Origin of the sequence: Lysinibacillus sp. NPDC056232, assembly GCF_042267565.1 — a bacterium.
In the GTDB taxonomy this organism is placed as follows: Bacteria; Bacillota; Bacilli; order Bacillales_A; family Planococcaceae; genus Lysinibacillus.
This window is the reverse complement of the sequence record NZ_JBHJTF010000008.1, coordinates 146,336-160,453: the sequence shown is the minus strand read 5'-3', so window position 1 is coordinate 160,453 and position 14,118 is coordinate 146,336. Positions and strand designations below refer to the sequence as shown.

At 33.6% G+C, this 14,118-nt stretch carries 14 protein-coding genes; 7 read left to right on the top strand and 7 right to left on the bottom strand.

Features of this window, described 5'->3' with window-relative positions:
* Window positions 1–74 precede the first annotated feature (74 nt).
* Complete coding sequence (locus ACFCYJ_RS09080; protein WP_376073486.1) at window positions 75–587, bottom strand: TetR/AcrR family transcriptional regulator; 513 nt, start codon at window positions 585–587, stop codon at window positions 75–77.
* Between the two features lie 582 nt (window positions 588–1,169).
* On the opposite strand from ACFCYJ_RS09080, the gene ACFCYJ_RS09075 reads away from it, so the two are divergent.
* From ACFCYJ_RS09075 to ACFCYJ_RS09045, 7 genes are all read left to right on the top strand, one after another.
* Entirely contained in the window at window positions 1,170–1,508 is a 339-nt protein-coding gene (locus ACFCYJ_RS09075) for a thioesterase II family protein (protein WP_376073484.1), read from the top strand.
* Window positions 1,468–1,851: a thioesterase II family protein gene (locus tag ACFCYJ_RS09070; RefSeq protein ID WP_376073482.1), complete on the top strand. Its 384-nt coding sequence runs from the start codon at window positions 1,468–1,470 to the stop codon at window positions 1,849–1,851. Before ACFCYJ_RS09075 ends, ACFCYJ_RS09070 begins: the two co-directional genes overlap by 41 nt.
* A 667-nt stretch (window positions 1,852–2,518) precedes the next feature.
* Entirely contained in the window at window positions 2,519–3,184 is a 666-nt protein-coding gene (locus tag ACFCYJ_RS09065; RefSeq protein ID WP_376073481.1) for a class I SAM-dependent methyltransferase, read from the top strand.
* Window positions 3,181–3,831, top strand: coding sequence for a class I SAM-dependent methyltransferase (locus ACFCYJ_RS09060; RefSeq protein ID WP_376073479.1), 651 nt, complete (start codon window positions 3,181–3,183; stop codon window positions 3,829–3,831). Before ACFCYJ_RS09065 ends, ACFCYJ_RS09060 begins: the two co-directional genes overlap by 4 nt.
* Window positions 3,832–3,950: 119 nt before the next feature.
* Window positions 3,951–6,428 carry an MMPL family transporter gene (locus ACFCYJ_RS09055; RefSeq protein WP_376073477.1) on the top strand — a complete coding sequence of 826 codons (2,478 nt, stop codon included), beginning with the start codon at window positions 3,951–3,953 and terminating at the stop codon, window positions 6,426–6,428.
* 16 nt (window positions 6,429–6,444) lie between these two features.
* Entirely contained in the window at window positions 6,445–7,731 is a 1,287-nt protein-coding gene (locus tag ACFCYJ_RS09050; protein WP_376073476.1) for an MFS transporter, read from the top strand.
* Window positions 7,732–9,185: 1,454 nt separating this feature from the next.
* A complete protein-coding gene (locus ACFCYJ_RS09045; RefSeq protein WP_376073475.1) occupies window positions 9,186–10,169 on the top strand; it encodes a biotin--[acetyl-CoA-carboxylase] ligase in 984 nt (327 codons plus the stop codon).
* A gap of 115 nt (window positions 10,170–10,284) precedes the next feature.
* Here the strand turns inward: ACFCYJ_RS09045 and ACFCYJ_RS09040 are convergent, their stop codons facing one another.
* From ACFCYJ_RS09040 to ACFCYJ_RS09015, 6 genes are all read right to left on the bottom strand, one after another.
* Window positions 10,285–10,623: a CPBP family glutamic-type intramembrane protease gene (locus ACFCYJ_RS09040; RefSeq protein WP_483869475.1), complete on the bottom strand. Its 339-nt coding sequence runs from the start codon at window positions 10,621–10,623 to the stop codon at window positions 10,285–10,287.
* A gap of 106 nt (window positions 10,624–10,729) precedes the next feature.
* Window positions 10,730–11,209: a CPBP family glutamic-type intramembrane protease gene (locus ACFCYJ_RS09035; protein ID WP_376073471.1), complete on the bottom strand. Its 480-nt coding sequence runs from the start codon at window positions 11,207–11,209 to the stop codon at window positions 10,730–10,732.
* A gap of 190 nt (window positions 11,210–11,399) precedes the next feature.
* Complete coding sequence (locus ACFCYJ_RS09030; protein WP_376073470.1) at window positions 11,400–11,927, bottom strand: GNAT family N-acetyltransferase; 528 nt, start codon at window positions 11,925–11,927, stop codon at window positions 11,400–11,402.
* A gap of 277 nt (window positions 11,928–12,204) precedes the next feature.
* Entirely contained in the window at window positions 12,205–13,038 is an 834-nt protein-coding gene (locus tag ACFCYJ_RS09025; RefSeq protein ID WP_376073468.1) for a DUF4097 family beta strand repeat-containing protein, read from the bottom strand.
* Entirely contained in the window at window positions 13,038–13,643 is a 606-nt protein-coding gene (locus ACFCYJ_RS09020) for a DUF1700 domain-containing protein (protein ID WP_376073466.1), read from the bottom strand. Before ACFCYJ_RS09020 ends, ACFCYJ_RS09025 begins: the two co-directional genes overlap by 1 nt.
* Window positions 13,636–13,956, bottom strand: coding sequence for a PadR family transcriptional regulator (locus tag ACFCYJ_RS09015; protein ID WP_376073465.1), 321 nt, complete (start codon window positions 13,954–13,956; stop codon window positions 13,636–13,638). Before ACFCYJ_RS09015 ends, ACFCYJ_RS09020 begins: the two co-directional genes overlap by 8 nt.
* Between the last annotated feature and the right edge of the window lie 162 nt (window positions 13,957–14,118).

Below are 14,118 nucleotides of genomic sequence, written 5' to 3'. Positions count from 1 at the left end.
GCATGGATGCGATGATTTTAGGCTAACATCCTATGTGAATTTCTTTCCGATTACGTGACATCCGCTGACAGAAGTTAAAAGACCCACTCTATGCCAACATTATTAATAGCTTCCATGAAATCTAAAATTGTAGAAGTTGAGATTGAATTATCAATTATATTTTCTTGTTTTCCCAATTCTATATAACTTCTATAAATATCTTTCTTTATTTTATTAATGTTTTCAACTAAGAATTTTAGCAATATTGTGTCTTCCAATGCCGAATGAGAAAAATATTCATGTAAAGATTGATTGATTTGATTCGAACAGATGGAAAGGGCTTTATATAGTTTCTCCTTAAATTCCATTTGTTCAGAAAGTAAATTTTGTGCTATCTGCATAGTATCTTTCATTACAATGGTCACACACTCTTGTACTAATGCCTCTTTATTACCAAAATAATTATAGATAGAGACTTGAGAAACATTAGCTAAAGTAGCAATATCTTTTATACTAACTGCGGTAAATCCTTTATCACTAAATAATTCCAAAGAAGCTTTTATTATTGCAGATTTCTTTTTTTGCGATCTGATTTCATACTTATTCATGCTTACCTCCAATTTCTCCATAATCTTGGCAAGTATATATGCAAAAATTTATTATCCTACCAATTATATCTAAAAAAATTAACTTCTTTCCAAACCCTCACTGAAATAGAGGAACTCAGTCTAAGAACGCCAAGTCCTGTGACATTACCAAAATGACCGACATCGTATCTTCCCTCATGCAGGTCTAAGCGCAAAGCCACCCCGGATGCAATTATGCAGAGGCATAATTGATTTAAAGTGAAAATTTCTTTTAGTTTTGAAATATAGAGCGTATTTTTTCAAAATTTATTGACATTCCATATATTATGATTATATCATAAATTTGAAATTTATAATTACATATTTCATAACTGATAATGAGAACTAAGAATTATTACAAAATATTAATTGTCTTTTGATAAATTATTTTACCGTTATAGCATAGTGTGTCTCTTTAGACTGCTTCTGTGAGGATGCATGTCTTATACAGCAATCGAGGTGCCAATCGGTTATCTGTTTAACTAAAACTAATTACTTGAAGAAGTAATTGGAAAAAATACAATCGTAGGATTGATGGTAGATCGCTCGATAGAAATGAATAATATGAAGTTATTGTGTTTACCGTATTCCGGTGGTTCAGCATGTCGCTATTTAAAATGGAACCATATGCTTGATAAAGATATTGAAGTAATCCCGGTAGAGTTCCCAGGGAGAGGAAAGCGTTTTGCAGAAAGCTTATCTAAAAATATGTCTGAACTTGTAGAAATGATGTACAACGACATAAAAAATGAAATAGGCGATTCAGAATATGCAGTTTTAGGACATAGCTTGGGGGGGATAGCTGCATATGAATTAATTATTAAATTATTGGAAATGAATCATAGAGCACCAGTTCATCTCTTTGTATCTGGCTGTAATCCTCCACATATTATTACCAGATGAACAGTTTCTAGATCATATAATTGGACTGGGTGGAACGGGAGAAGAAATAATTTCTAACAGAGAACTGTTAGAAATCTTCATTCCGATTATTAAAGCAGACTATAAAATTTATGAATTATATAAGAGTAGATTAGAGTTTATAAAATTTGGAGTAGATATTACGGCTTTCACTGGAAATTCTGATGCACTAGTAATAAAAGACAATGTAAATGAATGGAGTTTGTATACTCATAAAATGTTCACAGTAAAAACTTTTAATGGCGGCCAGTTCTTCCCTTGGGAAGAACCTGAAGAAGTGATTCACGAAATTAATCAAACGTTACTTGCTCTTAGTAGAGTTTGATGGGATAAATCGGTTGAGTGGATTTTTGTAAAAAGTTCATACAATAAGTGTTTTTACTTTAATATTTGATGATGAGGAAAGGTTGACTATAGTTATGCAACAAATTTATGCTCTTGAAGTGCCTTCTTGAGAGAGTTTACTCGTTTTGAGGTAATAGACAGTATTCCTCTTAAATAAGATTTTCATCGGGGAAAGGGACAAAAGGTTTCGAGAATGCGTGCATTCACGAAACCTTTTAATTTTTTTGTGTTTTTCCTTCATATCGGTCAATAAACTTGTTCATTCCACAATCTATATGAAATGAAAACAAACTGCGACATTGCTAAATTGATCTAACAATAGATTTTAAGGATTGGAATCGAATTTAAAACGGAAACAAAATATTGCATCTGTGCAGATCTTTAAAAACAAACATATGCTGTTCTTTGCTTTTCATTAACTCTTTTTGAGAACACTAACAGAAATAAAATATACTTCGTCTTTTGACCATCCAAATATTGCTCGCTTCTACATTCCATTTATAAAATGTGTCATTTTATCGTCTTGGCTTAAGCGATAAATGAAAAGTTTTGAAATTACAACAGTTTTATTTCAAAAATAATTGACATCTTTTGCAAGTCGTTATACAATCGTTTTGAAATATTGTTAATTCAATTTCAAAACAATTGTGTGTAAAGGAGGGAAGAGAGTTATTGAACCAAAATTAAAATTCAGCGATAAGGAATCAGCAGGTCGTATTTTGCGTTATTTTATTCAACAATGCCATCAACCATCAGGTTTAGTTGGAACGCTAATGATAAACATTTGGAATCAAACCTTTAAGGCAATGACAGATTGGGGAATTCAAAATATTGATTTTCAGCAAACTGATTATGTATTGGATGTTGGGTGTGGTGGTGGAGAAACATTAAATAAATTAGCCTATAAAGTAAAAAAAAGGAAAATATACGGTGTAGATATTTCTGTTACATCCGTAAACACAGCTTTGTCTAAAAATTCCTCTCTTGTAAAAAATGGACGTTTGAAGGTCTTGCAATCTGATGTTTCAGTATTGCCATTTGAAAGTAAATATTTTGATAAAGTTTTTGCTATCCAAACTCATATATACTGGGGTGAATTTGAGAAAGGATTAAAAGAAATCGAACGAGTATTAAAAGACGGAGGGACTTTTATTATGATTTGCGAAATTGATAAAATTGAATATCACATGATGAAATATAAATCTAGTTTAGATATGATGAATTTGTTAAAAATGGTTGGTTTTAATTCGGTTGGAATATATAAAGATGGAAACTGGATAAAGTTTGTCTGTCAAAAGGACTTGTTGCAATGAAAAAAAAGTTTTTATTTGTCATTTTGGGAACGGTGATTTTGACACTTATTTTGTATAAACCAACAATGAATTATTTAATCGGACAGGTTTCACACCCCAAGGGAACTATTGGATATATATTGACGAAAATTTGGAACAAAACCTTTGTTGATATGACTGAGTGGGGATTAGATAATATTGAAATACAAGAAGATGATCATATTTTAGATGTTGGATGTGGTGGTGGTGAAACTATTCACAGATTGGCAAATAAAACTACGCGAGGAAAAGTATATGGAGTAGATATTTCATCCGAAGCAGTTAAATCATCTATAGAAAGAAATGAAGAATGGGTAGAGCAAAATCGTGTTGAAATTTCTGAGGCAGATGTAGCATCACTACCATTTGAAGATAATACCATGGATAAGATAACAGCCATTCAAACTCATTTTTACTGGAGTAATTTAGAAAAAGGGTTTAGTGAAATACATAGGATATTAAAATCAGACGGTGTATTTCTAGTAACTTGCGAAAAAGATAAAATAGAATATCACATGGATAAATATAAAAAAAGTAGTGAATTAGAAGAATTGCTAAAATCTGTAGGGTTTAGTAGTGTTACTGTTCATGAAAATGGGAATTGGATAAAATTTGTTTGTCAAAAATAAATAGAAGAAATCTATATGTTAATTATCTAGTGAAGGTTTAGAAGAGTAGAAGAAATTACTATATTGGAAAAATGGGTTTTATGTGATTAAAGCACTTATATGATTCAATTTTCGATTGATTGGATTTTTTATTAATTTGTGTATCTATTCAGGAAGCAAGCAATGAGAACAGGCAAGGGGATGAAGAAAAAATGTTTTCGAAATTAACGGAATTTATAATTAAATTCAGGTGGGTAACTTTAGTGTTTTGGATTGCGTTTGCAGCAATTATCGTATCAGTGTCTCCAAATTTAGCTGAGGAAGCAAACAAGAGTCAGCAACAAGCAAATAATATTTCAAATGAAGAGGCCCAAAAAGCTACTCGACTAATAACTAAAGAATTTCCGGAAAAAAATGAAGAAGCAAATAACTCGATTACTCTAACCTTCTTCCGGAAGGGTGGACTAAAAGAGGAAGACCGTATTTATGCTGTTGAACTAGAGAAATATTTGTTGTTGAAAAAAAATGAATTAAAGTTGAAGAATATTTCTTCACCTTACTCTAATGATCAATTATCCACATCTTTAATTAGTAAAGATAAATATGCGGCTTTGATGCTACTTGATGTGAATATTACCGATTCGAAGAAAGATGCAAACAAGTGGCTTGAAGAAAGCAATGAAATAATCCCTAAGCTGCGAAGTATAATAGGGGTGAAAACTGATGAGAAAGTCGATGCACCTGCGATTCCAACCGGCTTAGAGCTGCATTTAACTGGTGGTAATGCGATGACGCAGGAAATTATGAATGCGCAAGGTGAGAGTTTATCTCTGATGTTTATGCTGACGATCATCCTTGTTCTGATAGTATTACTAGTCATTTATCGTTCCCCAATTGCGGCATTTTTCCCGCTACTTGCTGTGGGATTTGGATTAGCCATTTCGCAAGGGGTAATAGCTTTTGCCGCCAAAGCTGGACTAAGTGTGACCCCTGCTATTATGGAATTTTTACTGGTGATTTTATTTGGTGCGGGTACTGATTATTGTTTACTAATTGTTTCTCGATTTAAAGAAGGCATTTTGAATGGCTTGAATGACAAGGAAGCATTGCGCAAAGCGCTACCGAATGCGGGAGAAGCAATTTTTTCTAGCGCTTTTGCTGTAATCATAGCATTTATGTGTATGGCTTTTGCTGATAGCTTTGTATTTAGAGCATTGGGACCAGGTGTTGCAATTGCCGTGTTTATTGGAATGCTAGTGATTATAACTTTGATTCCTGCGATTATTGCATTGTTGGGTGAAAAAATCTTCTGGCCGTTTTTACCTTCAAAAAAGCGTAAAAAATTACTTCAACAAGAACAGGAAGGTCAGCGGAAAAAAGGAATTTGGGAAAAGATTGCTGACTCGGTTGTGAAAAAGCCGACTCGTTATATTATTTGTACATTAATAATTATGCTTCCGTTTATTGTGATAGTCAGCGATTTTCAATATGACAACGATGAACTCTCAGCGATGTTGCCTAAAGAAACCGACTCTTATAAAGGTATTAAAGTGATGACAGAGCATTTTGGTGAAGGTGCTGGGAAACAAAATGCTACAACTATTATTATTAAAACGGATCAAGATCTTTGGGACCCTAGTAACTTAAGAGTGATTGAAGAATTGTCTGAGAATCTTATGAAACTAGATGGAGTACACCAGGTATCAACTATGACAAGGCCGTTAGGTGAAAAAATCACTTTGAATTCATTTGCAGAGTCGGCACAGCAATCTTCAAATGCTGCGGATTCTGAATATAGTGTTTTTGCTCTACCTGGAGATTATATAACTCAAAATCCCGCTGTCAAGGATTTTATGAAACAATATGTTTCAAACAATGGGCACAGTGTGCTCATAAGTGTCGAAATGAATGATGGTCCATATACAAATGAAGCAATCGATACGATCACAGAGATTCGAGACACATTACAGCTCACTCTGAATAATACGAACTTACATGATGCAACGGCATTAGTTGGTGGGGTTACTGCAGGAATTAAGGATTTATTAGATACACAACGTAACGACTTCGTATTCATTATCATTATAGTAATTGGAGCAATTTATATTATTTTAGCGATATTGATGAGAAGTTTGATATCCCCAATTTATATGGTTGGGACTATCCTGCTAAGCTTCGCGACGACTATGGGTATAACCTATGCAATCTTTAAGTATGGATTTGGTTATGAAGGTCTAGTATCTACCGTTCCAATTTATGGATTTGTTATTTTGATTGCATTAGGAGTAGACTACAACATCTTCCTTATGTCTAGAATCCGCTATGAATTTGAGTCAGGTAAAACTACAACTACGGCCATTCGTGACGGCCTATCTGTAACAGGTTCTATAATTACATCTTGCGGCATTATTATGGCGGGGACTTTTGCAGCATTTTTAGTATCGCCGATGAAGACTTTTCTAGAACTAGGTATTGCGATCGTTGTAGGTTTAATCTTGGATACCTTTATAATTCGTACATTACTAGTTCCATCCATAGCTATCAAGGTTGGAGAACTTAACTGGTGGCCAAAACGTAAAATACATGTCACAAGTGAAGCAAGAACAAAACAAAAATAACAAAGGAGAAAAATGTATGGATACTTTAATATTTAAAAGTAAGTCTTTTATTATCCTTATCCTAGCAAAATTCATTTCCTCAATTGGGACATTTGTTCAAAGTATGGCCTTTGCATTGTATGTAATTGACAAAACAGGATCTAGTATTCTATTTGCATCAATTCTTATGGCTGCTTTGATTCCGAGAGTATTACTTAGCCCATTTGTTGGTGTTGTTGTTGATTGGATGAACAGAAAACGACTTTTGGTCACACTGGACCTCATAAGTGGTAGTTTACTCTTAATAATTGCCTTTTTAATTGGAAGTGGCGAGGTTAGTATGCCTATAATTTATGGTATAGCGATTGCGCTAGGGATTATGTCATCTTTTGATGAACCGATGGTGATGACGATTATTCCATCAATTTTTAAGGAGGAGAAAGATGTAGCTGCTGCAAATGCAGTGAATATGATTGTACTTGCATTAGGTAATATGATTGGTCCGATTTTAGGTGTACTAATCTATACTAATTTTGGTATTGCTATTGTGTTGATAGTGAATGGAATTAGTTTCCTGTTCGCGGCATTGATCCAACTCTTTATGCAAATTCCAACAGATAATGTATCTGATGAAAAGCGTACATTAAAGAAATTTAGAGTAGATTTTACGGAGGGTATTCGATATATTTTACAAGATAAAAGAATGAAAATTATTCTTTCGTGTATCATTATTCAAAACTGTTTCTTCAATGGAGCTACTCAAGTAGGAATTCCTTTTATATCAAGAGTTGATTTAAAGGTTTCAAACACGCAATTTGCATTGATTGAAATTGTTGTCATTTTAGGTGTCATTTTCGGTGCATCCTTGTCTGGGATCATTAAGAAGAAATTGAACACTGACCAGTTGTTTGTCAGAATGATTAATATTATTGGTATTGCTTTCCTGTGTATAGGTATAGTGATATTTGGAATAATTAATAACTTGCAAATTAGCTTCTATCTGATATTGGCACTGTACTTAGTACTCGGTATTACATCGATTAACGTATCAATTGCGTTCCAAACGGAGTTACAGAAAGAAGTCGATAATAAGTTTCTTGGGCGTGTTTCTTCTATAGTCATGGCCTTAATCATGGCTTCGGTGCCGATTGGTCAGGGTCTATACGGATGGATGTTTGACGTACTTCCATCTGAGGTTCCGTTTATTATTTCAGCTGTTGTGATTCTTTTAATTGCGTTCTCTTATCGTCAAGTAATGAAGAAACAACAATATGAATCTAAAGAAAATTCCATAGATTTTCAAATTAATGAATTAGGTAAATAGTATAGAAAATTATGGAGAACGATGCGGTGATAAAAGATTAGGGGAAATTCTAAATCATCTCGTATTTGTGCCATAAAAGTAGATTTAAAATGTAAATAAAAAAACAGTAAGATTTAAGACCCGAATAATATTAAAATATTAATTATTCGGGTTATAAAGCTTTAACAACAAATTTTGACTATTTGTTGTTAAAGCTTTATAACCTCAAAGACTTCTTGCAGGGTTAAACAAAATTTTTAAATTTGAATAACGTCCGATTGTGTAGATTTTTCTTGAATCCATACAGAAGGTCAGAAGAAAAATAAATATAAACCTGTTTTATACAAGCATATTATAGTGATTTTTTGTCTATGTATAATGCGCTTATATGTATGTACAAAAACGCTCGTATAACTGTGTACATTTTTACTTACTAATGTATATTACCACTTTACTTGAGTACGAGCATGATAGTCTTATTCGGATAGCCAGCCCTTGTAGTTTCTTGGTCTTGGCTGCCGATTCATACGAGTAGAGGTCTCTATGTCAAGTTGTCAATATTCATACACATGAATAGAGAGCACATTTTGAGCGAAAGTGTATGCTTAGACAAGCAAAAATGTCCATCTCGATTCGACATGGACATGTATATCTATGGATAATCCTTAGTTGACACTGACGTTTTAATAACTTTGTATTTGATAAGTAAAGTTTAAGTAAATGTTAAAGTAGAAAGAATAAGATAAAATCCTCAAAAAATATAGAAATTAAAAAAAGCCATTAAATAAATGATAGTGGTCAAATGTGGCTATATGCAGTATGATAATAATTATTAATCCAAGGGTTTGAAAGTAGAAAAAATAAGTGTCAGCTATTTGTCTAAATAAATGGTTTGAACGTAAGTATGTCCATAAAGAATGAAAAGACTTGAAAAGAGTTTTGAATCCGTGATAAATAGAGAAAATATAGCAAGTGACCAAAAAGTGACCAATTAAAATATGTCATCGAAAAAGGTCGCTTGTTTTGCTGTATCATTTTCGTCATCAAAAGTTTGAAGAAGATGGGCAAATAACGACTATTGACTCATTTAGAGCAAGCATTTGGCGAGATATAGAATACTTAAATGTCAGGCAAATGAGATTTCTAGGGCACAATGATATGAAAATAATTTCAATATTTTTATCCCTGCAATTGAATAATTAGAATTTTTCTAGATTCTATTCGGTGTAATATCAATTTACTATACAGGAAAAGGGTAATTATACTGATCGTATTAAAAGAAACAAGTTAATTGGAGTAAGACGTTGAAATGTTAAAAATAAGAATATAGAAATAAGAACGTTAATACATATTAAGGGACATGTATTAGTGGTTTCGAAACATTATCGAGAATTTACTGATGTAGATCAAGAAAAAAAGTTTGCGATTAATAAAAAATAAGTGAAAGTACATTTTACTAAAGGATTGATTTGAGCATGAGTATTTCTAAGAAGGATGAAATTTTAAAAAGAATATTAGCTGCTAATGGTGAAGCGGTTTCGGGTCAGGAGCTAGCAGATTCCCTTGGAGTATCCCGTACAGCTGTATGGAAACATATGCAGTCGCTTCAGGAGGAAGGCTATACATTTGAAACGGTAAAGAAAAAGGGCTATGTACTGACTGGTGTGCCAAATAGCTTAAGTCCAACACAAATTGAACTATTTTTAAATACGGAACGTTTTGGACGTGAAATTCATTATTTTAATGTTGTAGATTCAACACAAACAATCGCACATAAGCTTGCACAGGAAGGCGCTCCGCATGGCACGATTATAATCGGGGAAGAGCAAACTGCGGGTCGTGGTCGTATGGCGCGTCCATGGGAATCTGCAAATGGTACAGGTATTTGGATGACCGTTATTGTGAGACCGGATGTTACTCCTCAGCAAGCTTCATCGTATACGCTTGTCGTAGCAGTTGCGGTTACGATGGCTATTAAAACATTATATAAACATATTGAACCAGCCATTAAATGGCCAAATGATTTACTCATTAACGGTAAAAAGTGTACAGGTATATTAACAGAAATGCAGGCTGAGGCAGACCGTGTACAAGCACTACTGGTAGGTATAGGTATTAATGCAAACCAAGTCGAATCAGATTTCTCACCAGAAATTGCTGATATTGCCACATCTTTACGTTTAGAAGCAGGTAAGGAAATTAATCGTGCTGCCCTTGTCGCATCAATTTTACAATATTTAGAACAATTCACGGAATTATACGTGAAAGAGGGCTTTGCTAGCATTAAAAAGCTATGGGAACAAATGTCATGTACCATTGGACAACGTATTGAAGTAACGACTTTACGTGGGCGCTTTGAAGGCATTGCCAGTGGGATTACCGATGAAGGTGTACTACAGCTAACAGAGGATGATGGCACTGTCCGAACAATTTATGCTGGAGATATAAAAATTTTGTAGAGCATAGAGTACTAGCATACTCGTGAGTACTTGCTTATCTGTTTTTAATTAAACAGGAACGTATATTTTCAATCAGAGAATATACGTTCTTTTATATATTTGATGATTTAATTTTTTAGCTAGACATTTTTTTATTTAATATGAACAAGTATGTAATTAGAATTAAATTAACAACTAAGACAATAATACTGCCTTCAATTTTATAGATGCCACCTGATAGTAATGGATTTCCTTGAAACGTACTGTTTAAGAGATTTGGATAATCACTTGCCAAAGAAACACCGCCAAATATAATCGCTCCAATTGTATTCCAAGTGAAATGAGCAATTATAGGTGCTACTATTGTGCCTGTGTATTCTAATAGTAATGTTACAAGTATACTCATTGAAACAACATTAAGGACTGGGATAATACCTGCTTCAAATGCTCCACCGTGCATCGCAGAAAATAAAATAGTAGATCAATTATGCCTTGGCATAATTGCGTCCGGAATCGGCTTTGTGCTTGCACAAAGAACTCCTTTCCGATTCCGTGACATCCGCCGGAGGCTTTAACTACTTTCAGCGGGTGTTTGGACACCCGCTGAAAGTAGTTAAAATGGTTGCCACAATTACATTATATTTTTGCTTCCATAATTGATATAGATAACCTCTCATCAACAATTCTTGCATTACAACATTTAATAGTGATGCCAACATCCAAATCCATATGTAATCAATATTGTTTTGGCCTTGTATATTTATTGTCTTTGTAAGTAAAAGAACAGCTACCACGCTACCCAACCATAAGATACCCATTACAACACCTATTAGAGAATTTTTAAAGAATCTTGAAGCTATGGGGATCTTAATTTTACCCTTTTCTATTACTGAAACAAAAATAATAGATAATAAAACTACTAAAGCAAGTGGTACGAATTCCCACCATAATCGTAATACTGCCTGATTATTTGTTTGTATATCAGGCGTAAAAGAAATTAAAATTGCCCATCCAATAAAAAAGATAACTGTTTTTAAAATTGTACTTATTAACTTTTTCATTATTGATTCCTCTCCCATTACTGTATATGAGTTTATATTTTTCGCAAAATGTCCATTTTATGAGAGGTCGTTATTTCAAGAAAAACTCCTTTAGACAAAGTACATCCAAAGGAGTTAAACGGTGCAACTTTTTTTATAATCAGTATTACTTTATTTAAAATGGTACATCTTTTTTATAAACGATACGACTTTATTTCAAAGCCCCATTTGTAACCTTATCAATATCATTCCAAACATATATAAGCTCTTCTACTATTTTCCCACCAATTTTTATTTCTATGTTATTGACATATTGTGCACCATAATATTCATAGAAATTACGTGTTTTATTTTCTGCTAATACTTCAACAAATACTTTTTTGTATCCTTTTTGTTTAAAATAGGCGAATATTTCTTTGAGTAGTTGCTTCCCGATTCCCAGTCCTTGATATTCTTCTAAAAGATAGATAGAAGTTAAATCAGTTGCATTCGGTACTGAATTCGTTTTTCGTGTGCCACCAGTTGCAAAGCCGATTATTTCATCTTGTTCATTTTCCGCCACCAGTACATAATTCGAAGCATCTGAAATATACTTCTTCCAAAGCTCTGTTCGCTGCTCGTAAGATAACTTATTCAAAAAATCATCTGGAAGAATGCCTTTATAAGTTGTTCGCCAACTATCAACATGTACTTTTCCGATACCTTGAGCATCTTGAATATTTGCTTTTCTAATTTTCATATTGATCACCTCATAAATCGTATTTTATCTCTAAGATGACGCCGTAACTGACTTGATTCACCTCAGATTCTGCCTTAACTTACAAGAACCGATTGCTCTGATGAAAATCCCTTACTAATACATTCATATGGGTATGGAAATATTATATAATAAATAGAAAATTATTACTATTGTTAAAAGGAAGGAACTTAATCATATGAAAATCTTACTAAAAAGACAGAATCACAAAAATGTGATTCTGCCTTATCAGTGAAGAAATTTGAATCAGTTACTCACTTTATTTAAACCTTAACTGTAAGTCACCGTGTGAAACTGTTACTTTTAGCTGGTTATCACCCTTATATAACTGTGATACTTTGTCGTTTTGATCTTTCTTATCAATTGTAAGATCCCCGAAGTCAGTTTGTAATTCAAAACCAAGTTCACTTTTTTTATTTTGTAAGTGGAGTGTAGCATCTCCAAAGCTAGACGTAATAGTGGATTGACCATTTAATGTTCCATCAATGTTAATATCACCATGTTCACTTTCGGCAACGAAGCCATTACTTGAAAATTGTTGTAGCTTCATATCACCAAATGATTGTGTAAGCTCTGTTTTATCACCAGTAGTGTCTTTAAATATGATATCTCCAAAATCTTCAATTAGATTTAACTCCTGATATTTCAAACCACTAATGGTTGTATCTCCAAAATTACTATCAAGGACAACGGTTTTCAATTTTACATCTGAAGGAACATAGATTTTGATAGAAGGAGTTCTGAAGTTGAAAAATCCGAATTCTAAACCATTCTTCTTCTTACTCTTTGTTTCAACAGTTAATGTCTTATCTTTAATACTGTACGTCACATCATCATCATTAATAACATTTGTTTCTAATGCATAACGATCACTAGTAACAATTTCAACATCTCCATAGTGATTGATAATATTGAGATTAGTGAAATCATCTAGTTTATAGGAATTGTTTACTAGTTTATTGTTCTCTGGCAATTGGATTCCTTCATCAGTTAACACAAAATTCGATTTCCCACCAGAGAAATAACCAACTAGAGCTAACAGTATGCCGAATGCAATCATAGTAATGGCGATATGGGTATGTCGGGACGTCATTAGTATCCCTCCTTCCGCTTCTTCATTATTTTATGGAATAGTTTACCTAACGCTTCAACACAAACAACAACGATTGTTTTGATCAAACGAGCAACGATTGGGAAAAGCAGGATGCCAAGACCCGTTACAATAAAGCCAACGCCCATAAAGAGTAATGCTGTCTGCCAGTGCTGAGTTAAAATGAAGAAGCCTGAAATAAGTGCAACAATTCCACCGAAAAAGATACCAAGCATAGTTGCGATAATCGCAATTATAACGCTGAATATTACTGCTCCAAATGAAAAAATAAGTGCTATAGCAACAACAAGTAACGGTAATGAAAGTGGAGCAGTTATGATTGCTAGAATGATAAGCCAAATCGCAGACATATTCTTCTTAGTCGAAGTTGAATTTGAAGTTGATTCTAAATCCTTTAATGCATAGTCCGCCATTATTTGTGATGCAACATGAGAAGGAGAACCTAGCTGTTGAATGACTCGCTGTTCGTTTTCCTCTCCTGCTTCATCGAAATATTCCTCATAATAGGCAAGCGCAGCATCAATCTCATACGCTGGAAGACGTTGTAATTTCCCCCGTAGCTTTTTCAAATAGCTTGCTCTATTCATCCTTTTTCCCTCCTATAAGTACACAATCGACCATTTCTTTATACTTTTTCCATTCTTTTAATAGCTCAAGTAAACGTATTCGACCTTGATCAGTAATTTGGTAATAGCGTCTATTTCTGCCTTGGTAAGGCTGATCGTAGGTTGTTAAGCAATTTGCTTTTTGTAAACGACGTAATACAGGGTACAGCGTAGATTCTGATATATCCATCACAGATTGTATTTGCTGTGTTAATGAGTAACCATAAGCATCCTCTTTATCGACGATGGCAAGTACACATGCGTCAAGTAAAGCTGAGCCAAGTTGAAATGTCATCTTCTCTCACCTCACAATGTAATACCTATACAAGGTTTTATATTATACGTCGTATAGTATGGTGGAAGTATATTACATATCACATTGAATTGTCAAATTTTAATCAATTATGCCTCGGCATAATTGCGTCCGAAATCGGCTTTGTGCTTAGGCCTGCGTGAT